Raw genomic sequence first — 24,847 nt, 5'->3', positions numbered from 1 at the left:
GCCGGGGTACCGGTGACGAGGAAGGACGGGCGACGGTGACCACTGCCATCGATGACCACAAGAAGGAAATACGGGACATCGTTTGCAAGGTGCTTGAGATCGATCCCGACGAGCTCAGCGACGACGACTCGTTCAAGGACGAGCACGAGATGGACTCGATGGGGGCCATCGAGATCCTGGCGGCGCTCGAGCAGAACTACAACATCACCATCGACCAGAGCGAGCTGGTCCGCATGGTCAACCTCTCCGGCGTCTACGACGTGGTCGTCGAGGCCGCGGGCTGGGAGCGGGAACCGGCCGGTTAGCCGCACGCCACGACGACGTTGGGGGGACAGGGCATGCTCAGCGAACCGGCCGGGCGCCGAGTGGTGATCACCGGCCTGGGCGTCGTCTCGCCCATAGGCGTGGGAGCCCGGGAGTACGCGGCCGGGCTCCGTGCCGGCCGCAGCGGGGCCAAGCCGGTCAGGGGATTCGACACCACCGGGTTCGAGCACACCATCGCCTGTGAGGTCGGCGAGTTCGACCCCGCGGCCTGGATGCGGACGCTCGACCCGGCCGCCCTCGGCCGGGCGAGCCGGTTCTCGGTCGCCGCGTCCCGCATGGCCGTCGAGGACGGCGGATACGCCGACGCCGGCCTGCGTGAGCGCCACGGGCTGATCGCGATCGGCACGACCATGGGCGAATCCCGGGAGTTCGACCGGCTCGTCGGCCAGGAGGTGGCCGAAGGGCCCGCCCGGATGGACCCGGCCACAACCCGGAGGATCAACGCGAGCCGGCTGTCGGTGCTGATCGCCCGTGAGCTCGGGCTCACCGACGTCGAGGCGGTGACCGTTCCGACCGCCTGCGCGGCGGGCAACTACGCGATCGGCTACGGCTTCGACGTCATACGGAGCGGTGAGGCCGACTTCGCCCTGTGCGGTGGCGCGGACGCGTTGTGCCGCAAGACCTTCGCCGGCTTCTACCGGCTCGGGGCCATGGCGCCCGACCTGTGCCGGCCGTTCGACAGGAACCGCCAGGGGATGATCACCGGCGAGGGCGCCGGGGTACTGCTGCTGGAGGACCTCGCCTCGGCCCGCGAGCGCGGCGCGCGGATCCACGCCGAGGTGCTGGGCTACGGGCTCAACTGCGACGCGAGCCATCCGGTCGCGCCCGACTCCGGCAGCGTCGCGCGCTGCATCCGGCTGGCGCTGGACAACGCGGGCGTCAAGCCGCAGGAGGTCGACTTCATCTCGGCCCACGGGACGGCGACCAGGGCCAACGACGTCGCCGAGGCGCGTGCGATCCGCGGCGTCTTCGGTGACGCGACCCCGCGCACCGTGTCGATGAAGTCGATGCTCGGCCACACCCTGGGCGCGGCCAGCGCCCTGGCGGCCATCGGGTCGGTGCTGGCCATCGAGGGCGGGTTCATCCCGCCGACGATCAACCATGTCGAGACCGACCCCGAGTGCGAGGTGGACTGCGTGCCCAACGTGGCGGTCGACGCCGACCTGCGGATCGTGCAGAACAACGCCCTGGCCTTCGGCGGCAACAACGCGGTCCTGCTCCTCGGCCGCCACGAGGAGCGCTCGTGACCGGCACGGCCGGCGTCGACCGGCCGCCCGCGGGCCGGCCCCCCGTCGTCCGCACGATGATCTCGGGGTGGTCCGCGGTATCGCCGTACGGCCTCGACCGGGCCGACTTCGCGGCCGGGCTGCGGGAAGGGCGCCGCGAGACCGCCGTGCCTCCCGGTGACGGCGGGGACGCGCCGGTCGAGCGAGCCTGCCTGGTGCCGGGATTCGACATCCGGGAGGTGCTGGGCCGCAAGGGCACCCGGTCCATGGACCGGGTGACCGCCCTCGCGGTGGCCACGGCCGGGCGGCTCCTGCGCGCCCCCGGCGGCGACCGGATCCCGGGGATCGGCGCCGAGGCGGCGCTGGTACTCGGCACCAACGTCGCCGGCGCGCAGAGCACGGTGGACTTCGCCCGTGACTCCCTGACCAAGGAGAAGCCCTACTTCGTCGACCCGGCCCGGTTTCCCAACGCCGTGCTGAACTGCGCGGCGGCGCAGTGCGCGATCTGGCACGGGCTCCAGGGGCCCAACACGACCGTGTCCGGCGGGCGGGCCTCCGGGCTGCTCGCACTCAACTACGCCATGCGCCTGCAGCGGTCGGGCCGCGCGGGCCCGGTGCTGTGCGGCGCCGCCGAGGAGTTCTCCACGGCCAGGGCCTGGTTCGAGACACTTTCCGAACCGGATCGGCCGCCCGAGGCGGTCCTCGGCGAGGGCTGCGCGATGGTCCTGCTGGAGCCGTACGGCCGGCCGGGCGAGCACGGGCGCGCCGAGCCGGCCGAGGTGCTCGCGGTGGAGTTCGGCGTTCACTGCGAGCCGGAGGACGTCCACGCCACGCTGGCGAGTTGCGTGAGCCGTGCCTTCGCCTCCACGGGAGAGTCACCGGACCGGCTCTGGGCGGTGGCGGGCTCGGGAGGCCCGGGGCCGGAGGGTTCCGCCGAGGAGGCCGTGATCACCGGGATCCTCGGCGACCGCGTGCCGGTGCGGCTGCGCGGCACCGACCTGGTGGGCGACACCAACGCCGCCTCCGCCGCCTTCGGGCTCGTCGCCCTGCTCGCCTGGGCCGAGAACGAGCCGGTGCCGTACGGGCGGACCGCGCTGGTGACCGCTGTGGACCGGGACGGTGTGGCCGGGTGCGCGCTGCTCCGGATGGGACCGTCGAAGGGGGAGGCCAGGTGACGGCGAAGGAGACGCCTCGGGTGGCGCTGGTGACCGGGGGCAGCCGCGGCATCGGGCGCGCGGTCGTCCTCCGGCTCGCGCAGGACGGCTACGACGTGAGCTTCTGCCACCGTTCGCGGCCCGACGCCGCGAGCGAGCTCGTGAAGGAGGCGGCCGGGCACGGCGTCCAGGTGATCTCCCAGCAGGCCGACGTCACCGATCCGGCCGCGATGGCGGAGCTGGTCAGGCACACCGAGCGGGAGCTCGGGCCGATCGGCGCCGTCGTCACCTCGGCCGGCATCGTCCGCGACCGCCCGCTGGTGATGATGAGCGACGACGACTGGCACCAGGTGCTCGACGTCAACCTCGACGGCACCTACCACGTCTGCCGCGCGGTGGTCTTCCAGATGATGAAGCGCAAGGCGGGCTGCGTGGTCGCCCTGTCCTCGGCGGCCGGGGTCCAGGGCAACGCCACCCAGGTCAACTACTCGGCGTCCAAGGCGGGGATCATCGGCTTCACCCGGGCACTGGCCAAGGAGGTGGGGCGGTACGGCATCCGCGCCAACGTGGTCGCGCCCGGTTTCATCGAGACCGACATGACCGCCGGTCTGGGCGAATCGACGCGTGAGGAGTCGCTGGCCAGGATCCCGCTCGGCCGCTGGGGGCGCCCCGAGGAGGTGGCGGAGCTGGTGGGGTTCCTCGCCTCGGAGCGGGCCGCCTACATCACCGGCGCGGTCTTCCAGATCGACGGCGGCATCTCGGGCTGATGATCGAGAGAGGGCCGGCGGTCGAGCGACGGCACCTCCGGCCGGGGGTCGAGGGAGGATATCTCGGGCTGCCGGTCGAGAGGCAGCGCCTCCGGCCGGGGGTCGAGGGAGGGTATCTCGGGCTGCCGGTCGAGAGGCAGCGCCTCCGGCCGGGGGTCGAGACCGTCCCCGTTGATCTCGCCGTGGGACAGCAGTCCGAGCTCGGCGGCCCTGGCCCCTGCCTGGAAACGGGAGGCCGCTCCGACATCACGCATGATGTCCGCGACGTACCGCCGGTAGGTGCGCACCGACAGCCCGAGCTGGCGGGCGGCGGCGTCGTCCTTGTACCCGGCGCCGAGGAACAGCAGGATCTGCTGGGTCAGCCCCTCGCGGGCCTGCTCGCCGAACCGCCGGTGGTCCACCACCGGGATCGCGGCCTCCCACGCCCCGGCGAACAGCGCGCCGAGGGTGCGCAGGATCGCCGGAGCGCGCGCCACCAGGGTCTGCTGCCCGGCGCGCATCAGCGCCACCCGCTCGTCGACCAGCACGAGCTTCTGCAGCGCGGGCTCGGCCACACGGGTGTGGATCGCGTGCGCCCGCGCGTAGTCGAGGAACCGCACCCCGTTGCGCGTGCGCAGCGTCTCCTGCGAGCACAGCATCCGTACGGCCACCCCGGCCGAGGTCAGGCACTCCAGCTGCGGCACGGCCACGTCCAGCCAGCGCGCGGGCGGCATGACGAAGATCACCTCCTCCCGGGCGGAGGTGAGGATGCGGTGCAGGGCGCTGCCGGCCGCCACGTCCTCGGCGGGCAGCTCGATCAGCGCGGGCGTGTCCGATCGCCGGCGGTGGTTGAACATCGCCGCCTCGACCAGCGCCCGCGCCTGTAGCAGGTCGCGTTCCACCTCGTCGCGGGGAGCGCGCATCTCGATTGCCGGCTCGGCACTCACCAGGGCATCCCCCTGCCTCAGTCCAGCGTGAACTTCTGGGTCTGGCCGCGCGACGGATCCCCCGGCCTCACGTACAGCTCGCCGTGCGCGGGCCGCATGACGACCGTCGCGACGGTCCTCTCCCGCCGGATGTCCCCGAGGTCCGGGACGCAGATCGGCGGCGCGGACAGCACGGCGAAGTGGCTCTCCGCGCCCGCCCCGGCCGGGAGCCCGGCCAGCCGCGACACGCAGGCGTCCAGCCTGCGCAGCGAGGAGTTGCGGGCGAACACGTTGAGCTCGTCGCGCGGCGCGAAGTCGGGGTGCAGGAAGTGGTTGGTGTGCGCCACCTCCGGCGCCTCGACGACGCGCAGCTCGTCGCCGAGGATCTCGACGAAGGCCGCCCGTGTGGGGTCGCACAGTACGATGACGCGGGAACTCGCCAGGCGGAGCCCGCGCAGGATCTTGACGGCGTCCTCGACGTTCCCCGCCGAGTCGAGCAGGTGCCGGATGGCCAGGTAGGGCGGCAGGCCGGGACGCCAGTCGCCGCCGAGCACCAGGTTCAGCCCGACGGCCAGGCCGTCGCTGTTCACCCCGAGGTAGCCGAGCAGGCCGCCGAAGCTCAGCACGAGCGCGCGCCGGGACGACCCTGCGGGCGCGACCCGCAGGACGGCGATCTGGTCGTCCAGGTCGCCGTTGAGGTCGACCGTCTGGGCCAGCACGGCGTGCTCGCCGGTGCGGGCGTACGTCGTGCAGTCGCCCCTGGCCGGCACCTTGTTGTACCCCATGATCTCGCGGCGGAGCTGCAGGAGCATCGCCTCCTCATGGGTGATGCCGGCGCCGTCGGCCAGTCCGCGGATCTCGGCGGCCAGCTCCGGCGCCCCGGCCGCGATCTCCGCGCCGTAGGCGGAGATCGCGGGCCGCAGCAGGTCCATCGACACGGGTGGCCGCATGACCCGGTTCAGGCGGCACAGCGAGTCGTCGAGGAAGGCCCGCAGGGACACCGCCCGTGCCGCGCCGTGCCACCTGCCGAGGGCGTACGAGTCCCCCTCGGCGTCGACGAACGGGATGGCGGTCATCCCGGCGTGCCCACGAGACGTACCTTCGGCTGGGTCGCGAGCTGCTGCTTCACCGCCGGCCACTCGGCGCGCAGCACGCTGTAGAAGACCGCGTCGCGGCGCCGCCCGCCCGGCATGGGGTTGAAGCTGCGCAGCGTCCCCTCCTCCACGGCGCCGATGTTGCGCAGGCCGTGGCGTGCCTGCTCGTTCAGCCGGTCGGTCTTGAACTCGACCCGCTCCGCCCCCATCGTCTCGAAGGCGTGCTCCATCAGCAGGTACTTGACCCAGCGGTTGACGCCCTGCCCGCGGAAGTCGCGGCCGAGCCATGACCAGCCGATCTCGATGCGCCGGTCGGCCTCCGCCATGTTGCCGAAGCTCATGCTGCCCGCCGCGCGCCCGGACCGCTTGTCGGTGATGTGGTAGACGGCCCGGCGGCCGGCCTCGTGGTCGGCGAGCGTCGCGTCGAAGAACGCGTGGAAGTCGTCGTCGGTCTGCACCAGCGATACGAAGTACCGCCAGATGTCTGGATCCATCGCGATCGCGTGCAACGACTCCCGGTCGGCGGGCGTGATCGGCCGGAGCAGCACGTGCTCGTTCTCCAGCGTGGTCGCGGCGATGTCGCTCCAGCTCATCGTGCGGCCTCGCTTCCGGCGTGGTGGGAGAGCACCATGGTGACCTCGCGCAGGGTGCTCATCCCGGCCACGTCGTGCTCGGTGAAGCGGGACAGCGGGATGCCGACGTCCTCGCACACGGAGGTCAGGAACAGCACCTTGTTCAGCGACGTCAGCCCGTACTCGTCCGCCATGTGACGGTCCAGGTCGAGCTCGCCGGGCGGGATTCCCGGATCGAGCACCAGCGAGAGGTTGCGGCGCGCCGCCTCCTCAATGGGATCGAGCATGAACACCTCGGTGACTTTCCAGGATCCGCGACCGGTACAGGTCGAAGATCCGCCGGCGTTGCGGTTTGAACTGCGATGTGAGCAGGTTGTTGTCGATGCTGAACCGGGACTCGGCGATGACGATGCCGCTGATCTGCTCGTCCCGGCCCAGGGTGGCGTTGGCCAGGGCCAGGTGCTCGTGGATGGCCGCCTCGTCGGCGGGCTCGGCCGCCGGCGAGACCACGGCGACCAGGGAGGTCTGCGTGGGACAGAACAGGACGCACTCCTCGATCGCCGGGCTTTCCCTCATCAGCTCCTCGATCGGCCTGACGATGATCTTCTTGCCATTGTCCAGCACGATCACGTCGTCGGCGCGGCCCCGGATGAACAGGAAACCGTCCTCGTCCACGTAGCCGAGGTCTCCGGTGCGGACCACGCCGTCCGGGCCGAACATCCGCTCGGAGTCGCCCGGCGCCGCGTACTCGTAGCGCCGGTTCACCGGGTGGTCGCAGCGCACGCTGATGACCCCGGCCTCGTCCAGGATGACCTGCTTGCCCGGCAGCACCTGGCCGACGCTGCCCTCGCGGCTGGCCCCGGGATGGTTCTTGCTGACGATGCAGGTCTCGTTCAGCCCGTATCCCTCGTAGATCGGCAGCCCCGCCTCGTTGAAGAAGCGCAGCATCGGAGCGCTCGCGGGAGCCGATCCGGTCCACAGGTAGCGGATCCGGTCGCCGAACATCCGCCGGGCGGCGTGCGCCACTCCCCCCTCGCCCGTCCGCGCCTCGATGTGCTTCTTCGCGGTCTCGAAGAAGGCCGGCACCCCCATCACCACGGTCGGCCGCACTTGGGGCAGTGCCCAGAACGCCGCCTCGTAGGTGCTGATGGTGATGTCGTGGCCGTGGCGCAGCGCGGAGTAGACCCAGTAGCGCTGCTGCAGCAGCGACAGCGGGAGGAAGACGAAAAGCTCGTCCCCCGGGCCGTGCGCGAACATCTCCTGGACCGCTCGCATGGAGCTGTCGATGCTGCCGACCGTGGCCGCCAGCCCCTTCGGCTGTCCGGTGCTGCCCGAGGTGAACTTCAGCGTGGTCACCTCGCCGGGGGCGTAAGCGACCGGCGGGAGGGCCCCGGAGGCGGCGGGCCGCTCCGCCGCCCGCCGTGCCTCGCCGATCGGCCGCACTCCGGGATGCTCCGCGGGCTGGTCGGTGAACAGCACCTTCAGGTCATAGCGGGCAAGGAGCTCGCCGTCCGCGTCGAACTTGCCGGGTTCCAGGCCCGCGGTGACCGCCTTCAGGCGCAGGGCCGCAAGATCGAGCAGCACCCATTCGAGGCTGTTGGCGGCGAGTATCCCGATACGGTCCCCTGGGCCGATGCCCTGCTCGCGCAGGTGGGCGGCCAGCCGCCCGGCGCGCTCGTACAGGTCGGGCAGCTCGACGGTCTCGGTCCCGTCCAGGCGCATCACGGTCAGCCGGCCGCGGGTGGGCGGGGTGGTGACGATGTGGTTGACGATGGAGCCGGTCACGCGCCACCCCGCTCGACGTAGGCGGCCATCGCCCGCACCGTGGCGACCTCGGGGAGCCGGTGCAGCGGGATCACGACGCCGTACTCCTTCCTGACGCGGGTGGCGATGCCCGCGGCGGCGATGGAGTCGCCGCCGAGGTCGACGAAACCGGTCTCGACCGGCACGTCGGGGAGCTTCAGCACCGAGGCCCACAGCGCGGCGATCGCCCGCTCCAGCTCCGAGGCCGCGGCGCCCTGCCCCGGCGCGGGCGCGGGGACCGGCCCGCCCGGCCGGACGGCGGCCAGGCCGCCCCGGTCGACCTTGCCGTTCCTGGTCAGCGGCAGGCTCGCGTGCCAGGTGTAGGCGGAGGGGATCATGTATCCCGGCAGGTGCGTGCGCAGTTCCCGGCTCAGCGACTCGTCGGGCGGGCGGGCCTCTCCGTCCGCCACCAGGTGGGCCACCAGGCGGTCGCCGCGTGTCCCCTCCTGCCGGAGGACCACGGCGTCCCGTACCCCGTCGATGCCGGTCAGCCGGGCCTCGATCTCCCCGGCCTCGATGCGGTAGCCGTTCACCTTGAGTTGGTGGTCGGCGCGGCCGAGGATCTCGATCTCGCCGGTGGGCAGGTGACGCCCGATGTCCCCGGTCCGGTAGAGCAGCTCCCCCAGTGCCTCGTCGTACCGGAACCGCTCGCCGGTGCGTGCCTGGTCGCCCCAGTAGCCCCGGGCCAGGCCGGTGCCGGCCGCGCAGATCTCACCCGCGACCCAGTCGGGGAGGTCCTGTCCGTCCGGTCCGAGGACGTAGGCGCGGTTGTTGGCGTTGGGCCGCCCGTAGGGGATGCTCCGGCTCCCGTCGTCCTCGGGACCGATCGGATGGAGGATGTTCCAGATGGTCGTCTCGGTGGGCCCGCCCAGGGAGACCAGGGTCAGGTCGTCTTTCAGCCCCCGCAGCGCCACCGGAAGCGTCGGCGGGATGCGGTCCCCGCTCATCATCACGAGCCTCAGCGTGGCGAGGGCCTGCGGCCGGTCCTTGACCGCCTGGTCGAGCAGGAGCGAGACGATGGCCGGCACCGAGTTCCACACGGTGACCCCGGCGCGCTCGCACAGCTCCAGCCAGTGCGCCGGGTCTGCGGCCGTGGCGTGGTCGGGCATGACGATCGCCGCCCCCGCGCCGAGCGCGCCGAACACGTCGTACACCGACAGGTCGAAGGTGAAGGCGCTGACCGCGAAGAACCGGTCGTCCGGGCCGATGGCGAACCGCTCGCCGCAGTCGGCGACGACGTTGGCCACGCTGCGGTGGCTGACCATGACCCCTTTGGGCTCGCCGGTCGTGCCGGAGGTGTAGAGCACGTAGGCCAGATCGCCGGGGTGGGCGCCCTCCGCCGGAGGCACGTCGGGAACCGGCTCGGCGCCGAGCGGTCGCGTCGCGTCGAGCGAGAGCACCTCGGCCTCGTCGTCCTCGTCCGTCCAGCCCGCGTTGGTGAGCACGTGCCTCACGCGCCCGTCCCGCAGCATGTAACGCCGGCGCCGCTCGGGCAGTTCGGCGTCGACGGGCAGGTAGGCGGCGCCCGCCATCAGCGTGGCCATGATGGCGACGATCTGCTCCGGCCCTCGGGTCATCACCAGGCCCACGAGCGTGTCGCGCCCCGCTCCCCGTGCCCGCAGCCAGGCGGCGGCGTGGCGGGCGCGGTCGTACAGCTCGCCGTAGCTCATCGTCGCGCCGGTGGTGAGGATCGCGGGCGCCTCCGGAGCCTGTACGGCCCGGGCGGCGAAGGCGTCCTGCAGCAGCGCCTCCGGGCGCGGGGTGGCGGTGTCGTTCATCAAGCGGCGGCGCGCACGCTGGGCCTCGGGCACCAGGTCGAACACGGTCGCCGACCACGCCTCCTCGTCCAGCAGCCGGTCCAGCAGCCTCTGGTACCCCTCGACCAGGTCCCCGAGGAGCCCTTCGGGGAACAGCTCGTCGACGCCGTCTATCTGGATCACCAGGCCGCCGTGCTGCTCTCGTGCGAACACGTTGAGCCACACCTGTGGCGTCTGGCCGACCGAGTAGACCTGCGGGCCGAACAGCTCGAAGGTGGACCCGTCGAGATCGGCCTGGACGTAGCCGATCGCGCAGTTGAAGGTGAACGGCATCCGCGCTCCGGCGGCGCCTCGCCGCCGGCCGAGCTCGCGCATCACCTCGACGCCGGAGAAGTGCCTGTTGTCCAGGTCGCCGCGTAGCCTCGTCTGCAGGGCACGCGCGCGGGCGGTGAAGCCCACGCTCCTGTCGATCTCCATCTCCACCAGCATGGTGTCGGAGAAGGCGCCGATCGCGCCCAGGACGCGGGGATGGATCGGCGGGCGGTCGGCCACGGTCGTGGTGACGGTGAAGCGCGGGCCCGCGCCCCAGGCCGCCAGCGTCTCCCCGTAGGCGGCGAGCAGCAGGCTCGCCGGCGTCAGGCCCGCCCGGGAGGCACGCGCCTTCAGCTCGGCCCACGGCGCCGCGTCCATCCGCACGGTTCGCGGCACGAATCGGGGATGGGTGATGGCGGCCGGGCTGGTGCGCAGGGGAAGGTCCGGGTGCGGTGCCAGGTCGTCCAGGCGGGCGAACCAGTACTCGCGGGACCGCAGCGCCGCGGGGCGGGTGCGTGCCGCCTCCAGCGCCGCGACGTACGCCTCGAACGACGCCTCCTGGGGCGGCGCCTCGCCCGGCCCGTCGCGGTAGGCCTCCCACCAGTCGCGCATGAAGATCATCGCGCTGATGCCGTCCATGACGAGCCCGTCCTCGCTGACGTGGAGGACCATGCGCTCGTCGGACAGGATCGTCACGTCGACGGCCAGCAGCGGCGCGCGGTCGACGGGGAGCATCCGGTGGGAGCGCTCCTCGCGCAGCGCCCGCCTGCGGCGCTCCTGCTCGGCCTCGCTCTGGCCGCGCAGGTCGAGCCGTCCGATGGCGAAGCCGCCCGCCGTCTCCTCCTCGATCTGCCCGCTCTCGGTGAAGCGGGTCCGCAGCATGCCGTGCCGTTCGATGACCTGCCGCAGCGCGGCTTCGAGGCGGTCGAGGTCCCAGCAGCCCTCGTTCTCGAAGTAGACGTGGTTGGCGACGTTGCCCATCTCGAACATGTCGCCGCGCCCGAGCAGGTAGCCGCGTTGCAACGGGGTCAGCGGGAACTCGCGTGCCTGCCCGGCCACGAGCGCGCTGAGGTGGGCGATCAGCTCCGTCTTGTGTGCCTTGATACGGCCGATGAGGTCGGGGTCCATCCGTTCCCTGGGCCCCTGCAGGCGCAGGTCGTTTCCCGCGGCGGCGATGCTGAGACCCCGGGACTCGATCTCCCGAAGGACCTGGACGTGGCTCATATGCGCACCGTCCCCGCCAGCGTGGTGAGGGCCTCGGGCTTAGCCCGCTCGGCCAGCAGGGCCGCCAGCGCGGTGACGTCCCGCCCGTCGAGCAGTTCCTCGACCGAGACGTCGACGCCCAGCTCCTCCAGGATCTGGAACTGCAGCGCGACGGTCTGCATCGAGACCATGCCGAGCTGCGCCGGGGACCTGCCCTCGACGGGCTCGTCGTCCGGAAGCCGGAGGGTGCTGCGGACCAGCCCGGCCAGCCAGGGCAGCAGGGGGGTATCCGGTTCCCCCGCCGGATCCGGTGGCGTGCTGAAGAAGACCTGGCGTGCCAGGTCGAGGCCGGTTCCCGGCGGGATCAGGGCCACGGTCCGCGGCCACTCGGCGGGCGGCCGCAGGCCGAGTGCGGTGGCCAGCCTTCCGGCGAAGCGCGGCATCACCGGCGCGGCGCAGTGGGCCAGCAGCGAGGCCGCGGCCAGTTCGAGCGCGATCGCCGTCCGCGCCTGGTCGGACCAGCGGGTGCTCTCGGCCACCGGCCCCTCCTGGCGGGCGAAGCGGACGGCGTCCTGGACGATGCCGTCCAGCTCGTCCGCGGCCTGGTTGAGCGAGAAGCCGTCCGCACCCAGGGCGCGCGTCAGGGCCGACAGGCGCACGCCGAGCCGATCGAGGAAGGCGGAGTGCTCCGGCGTCCACGTGCCCGGCTCGGGCGCGGTGCCGCCGTGGTGCTTGTCGACACGAGCGCCCAGGTCCGACAGCCAGCGCTGCCAGGTGCCCACGAGCGTGTCCCGCAGGACGCGGTCGTAGGCGTCGTGCTCGTAGTTCGTGCGCCGGCCCTCCGGACGCGTGCGCGACAGGAAGAAGCGGACGGCGTCGACGCTGTGCGGGCCGAGGACGTCCTTGCCCCAGATCGCGTGCCGGCGGCTGGTGGAGAACTTCTGGCCTTCCAGCAGGTAGAACTCGTTGACGTGGTAGTCGATGTCGGGCGACCAGCCGGGGTGGGCCAGACGGTAGAGCACCGGGTAGAGGATCGAGTGGTAGAAGGAGTTGTCGTAGCCGAAGAAGTGGACGATCTTCCAGTCGTCCCGTGGCGCGTCCGCGCTCCAGTCACGCCCGAGGCGGCGGCCCATCGACTCGATGCCGTGGAGGAACCCGAAGGACATCTCCGGCCACACCCAGATGACCTGCCCTTCGACCCCCGTCTCCACCGGCGGCACGCCCCACGATGCCGGGTGGGTGACCGGCACGTCGACGCGCTCGCGGCGGAAGAGGCGGTCGGCGAGTTCCTTCAGGCGTGCGGGGACGCGACCCCGCCCGTGGTGGGCCGCGACCTCGCCGGCGAACTCGTGCAGCGGCAGCGAGTAGCGGCTGATCGTGCCCGCGCGGGGCGCCGTGTCCGACCGGCCGGAGCGGGGGTTCGCCAGGTCCACGCAGAAGTTGGGCTCGCCGCACTCCTCGCAGATGTTGCCGCCCGCCGGCTGCCCGCAGCCCGGGCAGCCCCCCGAGACGTCGACCTCGTAGAGGTAGTCACCGGTCGCCGCGTCGAAGAGCGCCTGGTCTTCGCGCGGAGCCACGCGCCCGCCGGCCACCAGGCGGGAGAAGAACGCCCGCAGCCCTTCTTGGTACGTGGGGTCAACGCTGGTCACGGTGTACTGGTCGACGGCGATGTCCATGAGCTCCAGCGTCGAGGCGATCTCGGCGCTGTAGTGCGCCGCGCTCTCGGCCGGCTCGCACCCGTCGCGCCGCGCGCGGTCCACCACGTAGCTCTGGAAGTCGTCGCTGCCGGTGAGGTGCCAGGCGGTGGCCCCGTTCATCCGCTGGAACCGGACGAACGCGTCCGCGCCCAGGTACGGGCCGGACAGGTGACCGAGGTGCAGGTTCCCGTTGGGGGTCGGCGGGGTGGAGAAGACGAAGATCGGCTGCCTGCTGTCATTGCCCGTGCTCACACGTGCCTCCGTTCCTGTCCGTGGTGGTGGGCCGTCAGGCCGGCGACGGGGCCGGCCGAATGCGGCGCCGTCATGCTCGCGCCGGGGCCCGTCGTGGGCGGCGCCGTCATGCTCGCGCCGGGGCCCGTCGTGTGCGGCGCCGTCATGCTCGTGCCGGGGCCGGTTGCGTGAGGGCCTGCAGCGCCTCGGCCGCCAGCGCCGGGGCGAACCGGACGCCGGACCCCGAGCCCCCTCTGATCGCCACAAGATCGGGCAGGTCCGGGTGGCCGGTGACCACGGGCAACCGGTTCTCGGTGTACAGGTCGCAGAACGCCCGCCCGCCGCTCACCGCGGCCGCCGCGGCGGCACTGCGCCGTCCCAGCGCGGCACGGCCCTGGCGCAGATCCTCGGCGCCCGGCCGGCCGTCGCAGGTGTCCGGATCGGTGTCCCAGGCGTCCCGGTAGAAGCTCACCAGCGCCGTGCCGGTGCCCAGCGGCAGGATGAACAGGTCGTCGTCGACGAAGTACACCAGCGGGTCGTCGAGGGTGACCGGCAGCCGGGCGTGCAGCGCGGCGATCCGCTTGCGCCGGGCGCCGGGAACGCCTGGCAGGGGCGTGGCGTGAACGGGGGGCGGTGTCCACGCGCCGCACGCCGTCACGACGCGCCTGGCGTGCCATTCCCCGTGCTCGGTGGTCAGGCGGTACCCGCCGTCGTCCGGCTCGACGGCCTCGACGCGCTGGCCGAGCTGGATCTCCACGCGGTCGGCCGCGAGCGCGACCAGCGCCTCGGCCACCGCGCGCGCGTTCACCGCGAACCCCTGCCCGTCGTGGGTGACCATCTCCTCGCCGGGCCCGATCCGCGCGTCGGGCAGGAACCGCGCCACCCGCCGCCGTTCGGTCGCGGTGACCGGACGGACGTCGGCGCCGACGACCCGTTGGCGGAACGCCTCCAGGCCGTCGCGGCGGACCACGTAGACCATCGTGACGGGGCGGACGAAGGCGCCGGCCGGTGTGCCTCGCAGCGCCTCGTACCGGGGGGAGGCGGCGTTGACCAGGTCACGGTGCCTCGGGGTCGCGGCCAGCGGGAAGCTGACGCCGGCCGACCATTCGGTGGCGCCCGAGCCGATCGACGAGCGCTCCAGCAGCAGCACGCGCCAGCCGGGGTGGCGCCGCAGCGCTTCGCGGACGACGAAGGCACCGATGACGCCGCCGCCGACCACCGCGAGGTCGGCGGTCATTCCGCCGGCCCCTGCCACCAGACGCTGAACACGCGGAGCCGGTCGGTGCCGGTGTTGGTGACCTGGTGCGGCACCCGTCCGGCGAAGTACACCATCTCGCCGGGCGCGACGTCGAGCGTGGTCCCGCCGGAGACGACCGTGCCGTGTCCGGACCGCACCATCCACAGCTCGGCGACGTCGTGGACGTCCAGTTCGGTGGTCCGGCCGGGGGGCACCTCGAACCGGGAGGCATTGAACGGCCACCGTGCCGTGGCGGCCGTGGCGGCCTCCTCTATGACCATGCCCGACCGGTAGTGCTCAGGCGCCTGGTAGGTGACCTGTTCCGGTTGCGTCGTCATGCGTTCACCTCTCCGACCGGAGTGACCAAGGGGTAGCGATCCGTGCCTTTCCAGGCGACCGTGGCCTGGGCGTCCTCGGTCCGGTAGACGGTGCGGCCGCAGATCGAGTTGATGATCCTGGCGCTGCGCCACGCGGCGAGGCTCAGGTTGGGGTCGGCGATGCCGTGGGTGCTCTCCGCGGCGTTCTGCACGTAGATGCCGAGGTCGGCGGGGCCGTCCCATTCGAGCGAGTAGTCGCGCCTCACGCTCATCCGGCCGTCGGCGTCCAGCAGCCGCCCGCGCAGGGGCTCCAGGTATTCGGGGAACTGGCTGCGGTAGCCGGTACAGCAGATCACCACGTCCGCGGTGCAGGTCTCGACCTCGCCGGTGTCCTGGTCGTGCAGGCCGGCCACGAGCCTGCCGTGGTCGCGGGTGAGCTCGACCAGGCGGCGGCAGACCAGCAGGCGGTGGCGCAGCCGGCCGGGCTCCAGTACGTCCAGCTCGTAGAGGCGGCGGTAGACCTCCCGCAGCAGCGGGTCGGAGATGCCGTCGCTGGCCATGCGCTGCCCGTCGAGCAGCGTTCGCCGGCGCTCGGCCGACAGTCCGTAGAAGTGGTCGACGTAGGCGGGGTGGAACCACTCGTTGGTGAAGGGCGAGTCGTCCAGAGGCAGGAAGCCCAACCGGCTGGAGACCCAGGTCAGCGAGCCGGGCAGGCCCATGGCCCCGGACAGCAGATGGTTCACGACCTCGGCGCCGCTCTGACCCGCGCCGACCACCAGGACGTCCCGGCCGGCCAGCTCCGGTTCCACCAGGCGCAGCTCGCTGCTGTGCAGCACGGTGGGACCGTGCAGCGCCACCGCGGGCGCGGGCATGAACGGCTTGCGGCCGGAACCGAGCACCACGTTGCGGGTCGTGACCGACTCCCCCGCGCCGCCGACCTCGAAAGCGTCCCCCTTGAGGTCCACCCGCTCGACGGGGTGATCCCATCGCACGCTCTTGAGCTGGTCGGCGGCCCACTGGTAGTAGCGCTCGAACTCCTGGCGCGAGCACCGGTCGGCGTGGGCGATCAGGAACCGGTACAGCCGCCCCTCGCTGGCCAGGTAGTTGAGGAAGGACAGCACGTTGCTGGGGTCGACCAGCGTGACGAGATCTTTGAGAAAGGACACCTGAAGCTGGGCTCCAGGCACCATGATCCCACCGTGCCATCGGAATGAGGGTTGCGCCTCGAAGAAGCGCATTCGGATATCGGGTAGTGGCTCCAGCAAGGCAGCCAGGCTCAGGTTGAACGGGCCCAACCCGGCTCCGACGACGTCGAACCGTTCCATCGACCGTTCTCCGATCACAGATCGCTTGTGGCGTCGCTATTCGGATGAAGACGCGGCCTGCCATCGGGTCGAGGTTGTTCGAAGGTCTTCGCGAAATACGGACGGGAGCGAGAAGGCGAAGCCCCCCGACCTTCGCATATGCCTACCTCCGAGCGCGGGCACGGTCGAACTGTTACACGCGCATAGTCATGCCCGCCAGCCCCATAAGGCATATATACCTTATAAATGCGAAATAAGAATTTTCTTCTGCTCTCATCATTTTTAGGGCATTCATGTCTGGTTCGAGACCTATGACGGTTTCACTGGTCCACGATGGCGATCAGGTTAACGACGTGTTACATCCGGATTCCTGCAATCCCACAGGCCTTTTGATCAAGAGTTAGCGAGGTCAGAGGGGGTACCACGCCCGCCTCTCCCGTCGACCGCCCGCCAAGGGCATGCCGTCTTTATTGATATATTTCTGGTTTGTCCATCCAGGTCCCTAGATGCTAATGATCACGAGGTTTGTTGATGTAAGTACCTATCCGTCGCTGATGGGATGACCGAGTGCGGACCATCGGACAATGGGCCGGCCATCCAGAGAACATGGATGACGAGCGCGATACTCGAAATACCGGCGATCGAAATGCGGGCGGCCGGACGGCCGTTATTCATCGGAACAAGTGGCTCTTTCTGAACGGCCTGCCCCATACGGGGAAATCCCTACGCCCTCTCATTGAAGAACGCACACGCGTACGCCTTCCCGCGAACGGCGGCGCCGCCGCACGGCGCGAGGCGTCATTCATGTCCCGCGCTTTCATCGCAGAATACGGAATTCACTCACCGGAAACCGGCGTCCGTTCCAGCGACGCTCCGGCATCGTGCCGGACGGGCTTCCGAAATGGCGTTTCAAAGTGATTCCGGAGGCCTTGCCTTTCGTGCGCCCGTCCGGCTCCGCCTGCCGCGCCACCCCGGGCAGCCGCCTTGACACACGGTCCGGCCACGGGTCACCCACCGCGAACGGTGCGCTTCGTTCAGGGCACGGCCGTGCCGGGCGGTCGTCGCGGCGGCCCGGCCCACGGCACCGCGATCATCGGCCCGGCACCCGGCGGAGCCTGCCGAGCGTGCCCGCGGGCGCGTTCCCGGAGCGGAGGCGCGAGACCGGCCGGGGCCGGGGAATCACAATTGGCCCCACCGGTCAGATCGGCCCCACAAGTCCCGCCGGCCGCTCTCGAACACGCGGGCACCGATGCGAAACCAGGCTCTGACCAGGGCTTTACACGGAGTTATACGCTTCTTCACAGAAAGGCCGCGACCATGATGACCCGCCGTTCATCCCGATGCCTCAGGAAGCGCGAGGGGGGTGACGGGGGGCCAGGACGCTTTGCCACTTGCGCCGGCGGGGCCGCATCGATCTTTCCCTCGATGAGCCGTGCCGGTCATCAGGCGTAGAACGGTCCAACTCTATGCATAACAGCCCATTTGATGACAGGTAGAGATTCGCACCCACGCCCTCCCGGGGAGCGGGCGGACGTCATCGTGCCCTGGTGCTCTGCCGGATCGTCAGGCGCGGTTCGAGCAGGGTGGAGTCGGGGACGGCCACGCCCTCCAGCTTGGCCATCAGCAGCCGCACCGCCTGGTAGCCCACATCGGCCGCCGGGATCAGCACGGAGGTCAGCGAAGGGCTTGCCCGCTCGGCGACGTCGTCGGGGCAGATGGCCACCACCGACATGTCCTCCGGCACCCGCCTGCCGAGCACCCGCAGCGCGCCGAGCACGTGGCCGACCGCCGCCTCGTTGTGCACGACCAGGCCAGAGAGCCCGGGATGCTGCTCGAGCAGGGCTTTGACCGTCGCGCAGACCTCGTCGAAGCTCTCCTCGCACGGCCAGGCGAGGGCCGTCAGCCCGTGCCCGTGCCCCGCCTCGGCGAAGCCCTCCATGGTCCGCTCGGCGTACCCCGTGCCACGCTTGTAGACGACGTTCGGGGCGCCGAGCAGCGCGATCTCGCGGTGGCCCAGCGAGGCGAGGTGGTCGGCGCAGGCCGCGCCCGCCCGCGCGAAGTCGAGGTCCACGCACGTGAGACCCGAGGCGTCGGCCGGGAACCCGATCAGCACGCTGGGCTCCCCCAGCTCGCGCAGCAGCGGCACGCGCGGGTCGTGGATCTCCACGTCCATGAGCACCAGGCCGTCGACCAGCGCGCTGGCGGCGACGCGCCTGAGCCCGTCCGGTCCCTCGTCGGCGGTCATCAGAAGCACATCGTGGTCGAACTGGCGTGCTGTGGTCACCACCGAGGTGGCGAACTGCATGAGGACGGGCAGGTGCATGCCCGCGCGCAGCGGCAGGACCAGCGCGATCACGTTCGACCGCTTGCTGGCCAGGGCGCGCGCCCCCGCGTTGGGGTGGTAGCCGAGCGCCCGCACGCTGCGCATCACCCGCTGGCTGGTCGTCGCGGAGATCGCCCGCTTGCCGCTCAGCACGTACGACACGGTGCTGACGGCGACCCCGGCGTGCTTGGCGACGTCTGCGATGGTGACCGTTCTCAACGAGCGCCCCCTGTGGCTCCCTGCGCGACCGCCGCCGTGAAGGCGAGCTCGCTCACCGTGACCCCTTCGTTCTCGAACACGACATAAAGATCGTGCACCCCGGCCGCACGGGCAAGGGGGCAGCCCGCGGCGGCGAAGTCGTACCTGTCCCTCGATGGTGCCACCGACACCGCGCCGACGACATCGCCGAAGAGCGGGTCGTCGAGCCGCAGCGTCAGGACGCCTCCCTCGGTGCTCGAGACCGTCAGCACGCACGCGGCGGCGCCGTGAGCGAAGTCGACCTCCCGGAAGGCGATCCACCCGCCCGGGTCGGTACCGCGGACCGCGTCTCCCCGCACACGGGCGGCGTCGCACAGCACGATTCCGTCGTACTCGTCGTTGTCCGCCGCGTCCAGAGGGCGGGCGTAGGGATCGCGGGCGGGAATCCGCTCTCCGGCCACACGGAAGTGCCCGCAGAGGCGGATGTCGCGGGCGGACCGGCCGACCTGCACCTTGTGCGGCGCCTCCTCGACCACGAACCTGCCCTGTGTGACGTCCCAGAACGCCAGGTCCGCCACCTCGACCTCCATGGTGATGGCCCGCCTCTCCCCGGGCGCCAGCCGTACCCTCTCGAAGGCCCGTAGCTGGCGCACCGGCTGCTTGACCCGGGAGCGCCGCTGGTGGGTGTAGAGCTGGACGACCTCGGTTCCCGCCCGCTCTCCGACGTTGGTGACCGTGACGCCGACCCTCAGCACCTCGCCCGGCTCGACCGTCTGCGCCGACAGCCGCAGGTCGGAGTACGCGAACCGCGTGTAGCTGTAGCCGTGCCCGAACGGGTACAGCGGCGTGCCCCGGTAGTAGAGGTACGTCGAGTCGGTGGCGATGATGTCGTAGTCGAACAGGTCGGGCAGCTCGCGCGCCGACCGGTACCACGTCTGGGTCAGCCTGCCCCCCGGGTCATCGTCGCCGAACAGCACGCCGGCGAGCGCGTGGCCGTACTCCTGCCCGCCGTGCGCCGACCAGACGATCGCGGGCACGTTGTCCTCGGCCCACATCACCGCGAACGGGTAGCCGCTGCTGATGACCAGCACCGTGCGGGGGTTGGCCGCGTGGACCGCCTGGACCAGGGCCTCCTGGGCGGCCGGCAGCCCGAGGTCGGTACGGTCCTCGGTCTCCCTGCCGTTGACCAGCGGGTGGTCCCCGGCCACCACGATGGCGACATCGGCGGCCGCGGCCAGCTCGGCGGCGGCCTGGGCGCCGCTCTCGACCAGCTCCAGGGTGAAGACGGCCGCCGCGTCCGGGTCGTCGGTCAGGAGCAGGACGCCGTCCCGCCCCAGCCCGACATGGCGGCCGGTGGAGATGTGGCGCAGGGCCAGGGTGCCCCGGGGCCGCTCGTCCAGCCGGAAGGTCTGGCGCACCTCCCAGCCGTTCGGACCGGGCTGGTCGTTCACCAGCACGCCGTCGTCGCCGGCCGACACGTACCGGCCGTTGGCGACGGCACGCAGCGCGTACGCGCCGCCACCCCAGTCGAACAGGTCGAACCAGGTGAGGCGCGCCTCCCCGGCGGGCAGCACCACGAGAGGCGCCCCGCCGAAGTCCTCGCCGGCCGTCACATGGCCTCCCGCCATGTGCAGCGCGACGCGGTCCACGCCCTCGTGGAACTCGGTCACGCACCGCTCGGCGAGGCCGGCGCGGGCCGTCACGGCGTACGGCAGCGTGCCGCTGTACCAGTCCTCCATGAGCGTGTCGGCCAGCGGCCCGATGACCGCGATCCGCGCCGGGTCGCGCAACGGCAGGATCCCGTCGTTCTTGAGCAGCACGATCGACTGCGTGGCCGCCTGCCGTGCCAGGGCCTGGTGCTCGGGGCGGTTGACGACCTCCTCGGTGATGTCGTCGTAGGGGGTGGCGGGGTCGAACTCGCCGAGCCGGAACCGGATCGCCAGCGTGTGCCGCACGGCGGTGTCGAGGTCGTCCTCGGTGAGCAGGCCCCGGCCGAGCGCCGCCCTGATGTGGCCCAGCGTCTCCTCCGGCCGGTCGTCGTCCTGCGTGAAGCTGTCCAGGCCCGCCTTGATCGCCGCCGCGTACGCCTCGGGCGGGTCCGCGTAGTAGGCCTGCAGGCCGGTGAGATTGGCCGGCGCGTAAGCGTCGCTGACCACCAGCAGGTCCTCACCGGCCCAGGAACGCACGGCGCCGTTGATGAGCGGGCTCAGCATCGCCGGGCGGCCGTTGACGAGGTTGTAGGAGGGCATCAGCGACACGGCGGCGCCGGACTCGATCGCCGGGCGGAAGGCCTTCAGCTCGTACTCGTGCAGGACACGAGGAGGCAGGTTGCTGGAGCTGACGCACCGGTCGGCCTCGTTGTTGTAGGCCAGGAAGTGCTTGAGCGTGGGCGCGGTCCGCAGGATCGGCAGGTCGCCCCGCAGCCCTCGGGCGAACGCCGTGCCCATCACTCCGGTCAGCCAGGGGTCCTCCGAGTACCCCTCCTCGTTGCGCCCCCACCGGGGATCGCGCAGCGGGTTGACCACGGGCGCCCAGACGTTGAGCCCGGCGCCGGAGGGGTCCTTGTGGTGGAAGGCCACGACCTCCTCGCCGGTCGCGGTCCCCACGCTCCGCACGAGCTCGGGGTCCCAGGTGCTCGCCAGCCCGACCGCCTGGGGGAAGACGGTGGCCGTCCCCAGCCAGGCCAGCCCGTGCAGGGCTTCGGTGCCGGTACGGAAGGCGCCCAGCCCGAGCCGCGGGACCGCCGCCTGGTACTGGTGCAGCAGCCCGGTCTTCTCCTCCAGGGTGAGCCGGCCGAGGAGGTCGGCGATCCGGTCGGCGAGCGGCCGGCCGGGGTCGCGGAAGGTGCCTGACACCGGTTCGTTCATCTGGAACCATCCTTCGCTCACCGAGGGCGTTTCCGCGCGCTCCGGTGCCGAATATCTCGGGCGGTCGAAGCGCTTCGACGCCGCCTGACGTGCGAACGTTTGTCGAAGCGCTTCGATGACGTATACGAAGTTTCAGCGGTGTTACATCCGGGGTTCTCCAGAAGAGTGCCGCTTCGCGGCCCCGGGGTCAAGAGCTCCCGGCCCAGGACGATCGGTCAGCTCTGGGCCGGCAGGCGGCCCGAGTCGATGGAGTCGAGCAGGCGGGCCGCCGCGCCGAGGGCCGCCGCGCCGTATCCGAGGGTGGAGGCGACCAGCCGGGTGCCGCCGGCGTCCGGGGCGAAGCTGCGGCGCGCGAGCTCGGTCTGGGCGGCGGGCAGCACCCATGGCGCGAGCGCGATGTAGTAGCCGCCCAGGATGACGACCTCCGGGTTGAGCACGTTCGCGATGATGGCCACGCCTTTGCCGAGATTCGCGCCGATGGTGTCGAGCGTCGCCAGGATGTCGGCGTCCTCGCCGCGCGCCAGCCGTACGACCTCGTCGATCTCGGGTTCCAGCTCGGCGGGGGCGGCGTCCGGCGCGACGTGCTGGAGCACGGCGCCGATGCCCGCGACGGCCTCCAGGCACCCCCGGCGGCCACAGCGGCAGTCGGCGCCCGACGGGTCGATCTGGATGTGGCCGACCTCTCCCGCGAACCCCTGGCCGCCCCGGCGCAGCCGCCCGTCCATGATGACGCCCGCGCCCACGCCGACCTCGCCGGTGAGGTAGACGAGGTTCTCCGCGCCGCCGTGCGGGCCGAAGCGGTGCTCGGCGAGCACGGCGAGGTTGGCGTCGTTGTCGACCAGCACCGGGAAGCCGGGGTCGCGCAGCGCCTTGGCGAGGTCACCGGAGAGGTCGACGTCCCGCCAGCCGAGGTTCGGCGCGATGCGCACGGAGCCGCTCACGTCGACGAGGCCGGGCACCGCGACGGTGAGGCCCAGCACCTGGCGGGCCTCCTTGCCCATGCGGTTCAGCACCCGCCGGGCCAGCGCGGCCACGGCGGCGACGGCCTGGTTGGGCGTCGCCGTCGCCCCGGGGAAGGAGCGCCGCCACGACAGCAGCTCGGCGCCCGAGAGGTCGACGGCCACGGCGGTCAGGTAGTCGACGTTCACCTCGATGCCGATCGCGGCGTACGGCGAGCCGTCGAGGACCAGCATGGTCGCGGGCCGGCCGACGCGGTTCTCGGTGAGGCCGGTCTCGCGCAGCAGGCGGCGGTCGATGAGGTCGGCGACCAGGCTGGACACCGTGGCCTTGTTGAGCCCGGTGGACGCCGCGATGTCGGCACGGGAACAGGGCGCGTTCTCGCGCACGAACCGCAGGACGACCGCGAGGTTGGTGGCCCTGACGTCGGCGAAGTCCGCCGGTTGAGGGCCGGTGTGCGTGTTGATCAAAATCAGCCCCGTTCCCGCTGAGCCCCGGTGGGCTCATCATGCCGCATCGTCGAGCAGGTGGTCATGTGTCCCCCCCTGTGCTCCCTCGTCGCGCGTGCCATCTCGACCACGTCATCAATCTGTGACCGCCACCCAGGCGAACGCCACCGGCCGTCCCTTGTGGCGCTCGTCGCCCTCGACTAATTTGTTTGGTCGAAAGACTAACTAACTCTACCTCGGACCCCGCGTCTGCCAACACCCTTGACAGCCGCCACCCCGCTGACCCGCACGAAGGGAACGCGCCGTGAGACCACCTGTAGCCAGTCCCACGCCTGACGCCCGTCCCCGCGAAGGGAGCACGCCTTGACACCCCCCGCAGGCCGCTCGATCCCGATCCCCGGCGCCCCTCTCCACGAGGGGAGCGCGCTATGACGTCCTCCCCGGACGGCGTCACCCCCGAGGCGCGGCCCAGCCGCCGGGGATTCCTCGGCCTGGTCGGCATCGGCGCCGCCACGCTCGCCGGCGGCGGCCTGCTGACCGGCTGTTCCACACCCGCCGGGCGCAGGCCGGGCAGCGGAGGGGCCACCGCCGCGGCCGCGGACAAGCTCACGACCCTCACCCCGTCCCATGTCCCCTTCCAGGCCGTCAAGCCGGACATCCCCGGCACCATCTCCAAGCTCCCCGGGGTCCCGGATGTAGGCGGCGGTTTCCTGAAATATCCGGCCAGTCTCGTGGACGGGATCACCGGCCCGGCGGGTAAGGGCGGCAGCTTCAAGGCCATGACACCGCTCTGGGGCCCGCCACCGCCCGGCCTCGCGGACAACACCTACTTCCAGGCCTGCAACGCCGACATCGGCGCCACCGTGGACTTCCAGATCGCCGACGGCCTCACCTACGCCGACAAGGCGACCGCCCGGCTGGCTGCGGCCGACATTCCCGACATCATGGTCATCCCCCAGTGGGAGATCGAGAAGATGGCCGACTTCAACATGGCCGTCGACAAGGCCTTCGAGGACCTCACGCCCTACCTGCAGGGCGACAAGGTCAAGGCCTACCCGATGCTGGCCAACCTGCCCACGGCGGCCTGGGCGTTCTCGGTCTTCAACAGCAAGCTGATGGCCGTCCCGTTCCCCACCGAGCCGTTCCCGTACGCGCTGCTGTACCGCAAGGATCTCTTCGACGCCAACAGCGGCTGGACCCTGCCCAAGACCGCCGACGAGCTGTACCAGCTCGGCAAGAGCATCACCGACCCCAAGGCCAAGCGCTGGGCGTTCGGCGACATCCACGAGATGGTGTGGCCCATCTTCAAGGTGCCGCAGGAGTGGCGGTACGAGGGCGGCAAGCTCACCTTCAAGTACGAGACGCCCGAATGGGAGCAGATGCTCGCGTTCATGCGGAAGCTGTTCGACGAGAAGCTCATCCATCCGAGCGTCGTCAGCAGCAAGGGCACCAACGAGAAGGAACTGTTCGCCTCCGGCCAGATCCTCTTCTATCGCGACGGCCTCGGCGCGTGGAAGGAGCTTCTCCAGCAGCACCGGGGCAAGAACCCGGACTTCGCCATCGGCGCCGTCCCCCTGTTCTCCCACGACGGCAGCACGCCGATCATGTACCACAACAGCCCGGCGGGGATCTTCACCTTCGTCAAGAAGGGTCTCGGCAAGGCGCGGATCGAGGAGATCCTCGGCGTCCTCAACTGGTGCGCCGCCCCGTTCGGCACCAAGGAGTACGAGCTCGCGACCTACGGCGTCGAGGGCAAGCACTTCACCCGCGACTCCGAGGGCGTGCCGCAGTTCACCGACCTCGGGCGCAAGGAGGCCCAGCCTTCGTACGTCTTCCTCGGCGGCCGGCCCATCGTCGCCGACTACGTGATGTTCCCCGACGCGGTCAAGGGCAACATCGAGTGGCAGAACAACAGCTTCCAGTACATCCAGAAGACCCCGCTCGACGGCATCCGGCACCAGCGCCCCTCCAGGATGTCGGGCGCCCAGATACCGACCGAGGACAAGTTCACCGACATCATGCGCGGCCGGCGGCCGGTGAGCGACGTCAAGCAGATCGTCGCCGAGTGGCGGCGGGACGGCGGCGACGAGGCCCGGGACTTCTACATGAAGGTCCTGCGGGACAACGGCCGTGCCTGACGGCCGCTACGG

18 protein-coding genes are annotated in these 24,847 nt (G+C 71.4%); 5 read left to right on the top strand and 13 right to left on the bottom strand.

The window, feature by feature from the left end; translation table 11 throughout:
- Nucleotides 1–35: 35 nt before the first annotated feature.
- From ABD810_RS15160 to fabG, 4 genes are read left to right on the top strand one after another with little or no spacing between them, the layout of a single operon-like run.
- Nucleotides 36–305: an acyl carrier protein gene (locus ABD810_RS15160; RefSeq protein WP_344939434.1), complete on the top strand. Its 270-nt coding sequence runs from the start codon at nucleotides 36–38 to the stop codon at nucleotides 303–305.
- A 33-nt stretch (nucleotides 306–338) separates the two neighbouring features.
- On the top strand, nucleotides 339–1,571 hold the full coding sequence (locus ABD810_RS15155) for a beta-ketoacyl-[acyl-carrier-protein] synthase family protein (RefSeq protein WP_344939432.1): 1,233 nt from the start codon (nucleotides 339–341) through the stop codon (nucleotides 1,569–1,571).
- Nucleotides 1,568–2,725, top strand: coding sequence for a beta-ketoacyl synthase N-terminal-like domain-containing protein (locus tag ABD810_RS15150; RefSeq protein WP_344939429.1), 1,158 nt, complete (start codon nucleotides 1,568–1,570; stop codon nucleotides 2,723–2,725). The genes ABD810_RS15155 and ABD810_RS15150 overlap by 4 nt, the downstream gene beginning before the upstream one ends.
- Nucleotides 2,722–3,471 (top strand): 3-oxoacyl-[acyl-carrier-protein] reductase, encoded by a 750-nt coding sequence (gene fabG, locus ABD810_RS15145; protein WP_344939427.1) that lies wholly within the window; start codon nucleotides 2,722–2,724, stop codon nucleotides 3,469–3,471. Before ABD810_RS15150 ends, fabG begins: the two co-directional genes overlap by 4 nt.
- Here fabG and ABD810_RS15140 read toward each other — a convergent pair.
- The 13 genes from ABD810_RS15140 to ABD810_RS15080 all read right to left on the bottom strand — a co-directional run bounded on the left by ABD810_RS15140 (nucleotide 3,423) and on the right by ABD810_RS15080 (nucleotide 22,718).
- Nucleotides 3,423–4,397 (bottom strand): hypothetical protein, encoded by a 975-nt coding sequence (locus ABD810_RS15140; protein ID WP_344939425.1) that lies wholly within the window; start codon nucleotides 4,395–4,397, stop codon nucleotides 3,423–3,425. The genes fabG and ABD810_RS15140 overlap by 49 nt on opposite strands.
- 17 nt (nucleotides 4,398–4,414) lie before the next feature.
- The gene (locus tag ABD810_RS15135; protein ID WP_344939423.1) at nucleotides 4,415–5,452 is read right to left on the bottom strand and encodes a C45 family autoproteolytic acyltransferase/hydrolase; all 1,038 of its coding nucleotides are present in this window, start codon (nucleotides 5,450–5,452) and stop codon (nucleotides 4,415–4,417) included.
- Nucleotides 5,449–6,063, bottom strand: a complete 615-nt coding sequence (locus ABD810_RS15130) for a GNAT family N-acetyltransferase (protein WP_344939421.1) — start codon at nucleotides 6,061–6,063, stop codon at nucleotides 5,449–5,451. Before ABD810_RS15130 ends, ABD810_RS15135 begins: the two co-directional genes overlap by 4 nt.
- Complete coding sequence (locus ABD810_RS15125) at nucleotides 6,060–6,329, bottom strand: hypothetical protein (protein ID WP_344939419.1); 270 nt, start codon at nucleotides 6,327–6,329, stop codon at nucleotides 6,060–6,062. The genes ABD810_RS15130 and ABD810_RS15125 overlap by 4 nt, the downstream gene beginning before the upstream one ends.
- Nucleotides 6,313–7,827 (bottom strand): AMP-binding protein, encoded by a 1,515-nt coding sequence (locus tag ABD810_RS15120; RefSeq protein ID WP_344939416.1) that lies wholly within the window; start codon nucleotides 7,825–7,827, stop codon nucleotides 6,313–6,315. Before ABD810_RS15120 ends, ABD810_RS15125 begins: the two co-directional genes overlap by 17 nt.
- Nucleotides 7,824–11,138 carry a non-ribosomal peptide synthetase gene (locus ABD810_RS15115; protein WP_344939414.1) on the bottom strand — a complete coding sequence of 1,105 codons (3,315 nt, stop codon included), beginning with the start codon at nucleotides 11,136–11,138 and terminating at the stop codon, nucleotides 7,824–7,826. The genes ABD810_RS15120 and ABD810_RS15115 overlap by 4 nt, the downstream gene beginning before the upstream one ends.
- Nucleotides 11,135–13,066, bottom strand: coding sequence for a class I tRNA ligase family protein (locus tag ABD810_RS15110; RefSeq protein WP_344939412.1), 1,932 nt, complete (start codon nucleotides 13,064–13,066; stop codon nucleotides 11,135–11,137). Before ABD810_RS15110 ends, ABD810_RS15115 begins: the two co-directional genes overlap by 4 nt.
- A gap of 142 nt (nucleotides 13,067–13,208) precedes the next feature.
- The gene (locus ABD810_RS15105) at nucleotides 13,209–14,282 is read right to left on the bottom strand and encodes an NAD(P)/FAD-dependent oxidoreductase (protein WP_344939410.1); all 1,074 of its coding nucleotides are present in this window, start codon (nucleotides 14,280–14,282) and stop codon (nucleotides 13,209–13,211) included.
- Nucleotides 14,279–14,620, bottom strand: a complete 342-nt coding sequence (locus ABD810_RS15100) for a cupin domain-containing protein (RefSeq protein ID WP_344939408.1) — start codon at nucleotides 14,618–14,620, stop codon at nucleotides 14,279–14,281. The genes ABD810_RS15105 and ABD810_RS15100 overlap by 4 nt, the downstream gene beginning before the upstream one ends.
- Nucleotides 14,617–15,924, bottom strand: a complete 1,308-nt coding sequence (locus ABD810_RS15095; RefSeq protein WP_344939406.1) for a lysine N(6)-hydroxylase/L-ornithine N(5)-oxygenase family protein — start codon at nucleotides 15,922–15,924, stop codon at nucleotides 14,617–14,619. Before ABD810_RS15095 ends, ABD810_RS15100 begins: the two co-directional genes overlap by 4 nt.
- A gap of 1,513 nt (nucleotides 15,925–17,437) precedes the next feature.
- Nucleotides 17,438–18,445, bottom strand: a complete 1,008-nt coding sequence (locus ABD810_RS15090; RefSeq protein WP_344939403.1) for a LacI family DNA-binding transcriptional regulator — start codon at nucleotides 18,443–18,445, stop codon at nucleotides 17,438–17,440.
- The gene (locus tag ABD810_RS15085; RefSeq protein WP_344939401.1) at nucleotides 18,442–21,291 is read right to left on the bottom strand and encodes a glycoside hydrolase family 3 C-terminal domain-containing protein; all 2,850 of its coding nucleotides are present in this window, start codon (nucleotides 21,289–21,291) and stop codon (nucleotides 18,442–18,444) included. The genes ABD810_RS15090 and ABD810_RS15085 overlap by 4 nt, the downstream gene beginning before the upstream one ends.
- 215 nt (nucleotides 21,292–21,506) lie before the next feature.
- Nucleotides 21,507–22,718 carry an ROK family protein gene (locus ABD810_RS15080; protein WP_344939399.1) on the bottom strand — a complete coding sequence of 404 codons (1,212 nt, stop codon included), beginning with the start codon at nucleotides 22,716–22,718 and terminating at the stop codon, nucleotides 21,507–21,509.
- 407 nt (nucleotides 22,719–23,125) lie between these two features.
- Here ABD810_RS15080 and ABD810_RS15075 point away from each other — a divergent pair, with 407 nt between their 5' ends.
- The gene (locus tag ABD810_RS15075; protein WP_344939396.1) at nucleotides 23,126–24,835 is read left to right on the top strand and encodes an extracellular solute-binding protein; all 1,710 of its coding nucleotides are present in this window, start codon (nucleotides 23,126–23,128) and stop codon (nucleotides 24,833–24,835) included.
- Nucleotides 24,836–24,847 lie beyond the last annotated feature (12 nt).

The organism is Sphaerisporangium flaviroseum, assembly GCF_039537005.1.
Taxonomy (GTDB): Bacteria; Actinomycetota; Actinomycetes; order Streptosporangiales; family Streptosporangiaceae; genus Sphaerisporangium; species Sphaerisporangium flaviroseum.
This window is presented reverse-complemented; position numbering and strand designations above follow the sequence as displayed.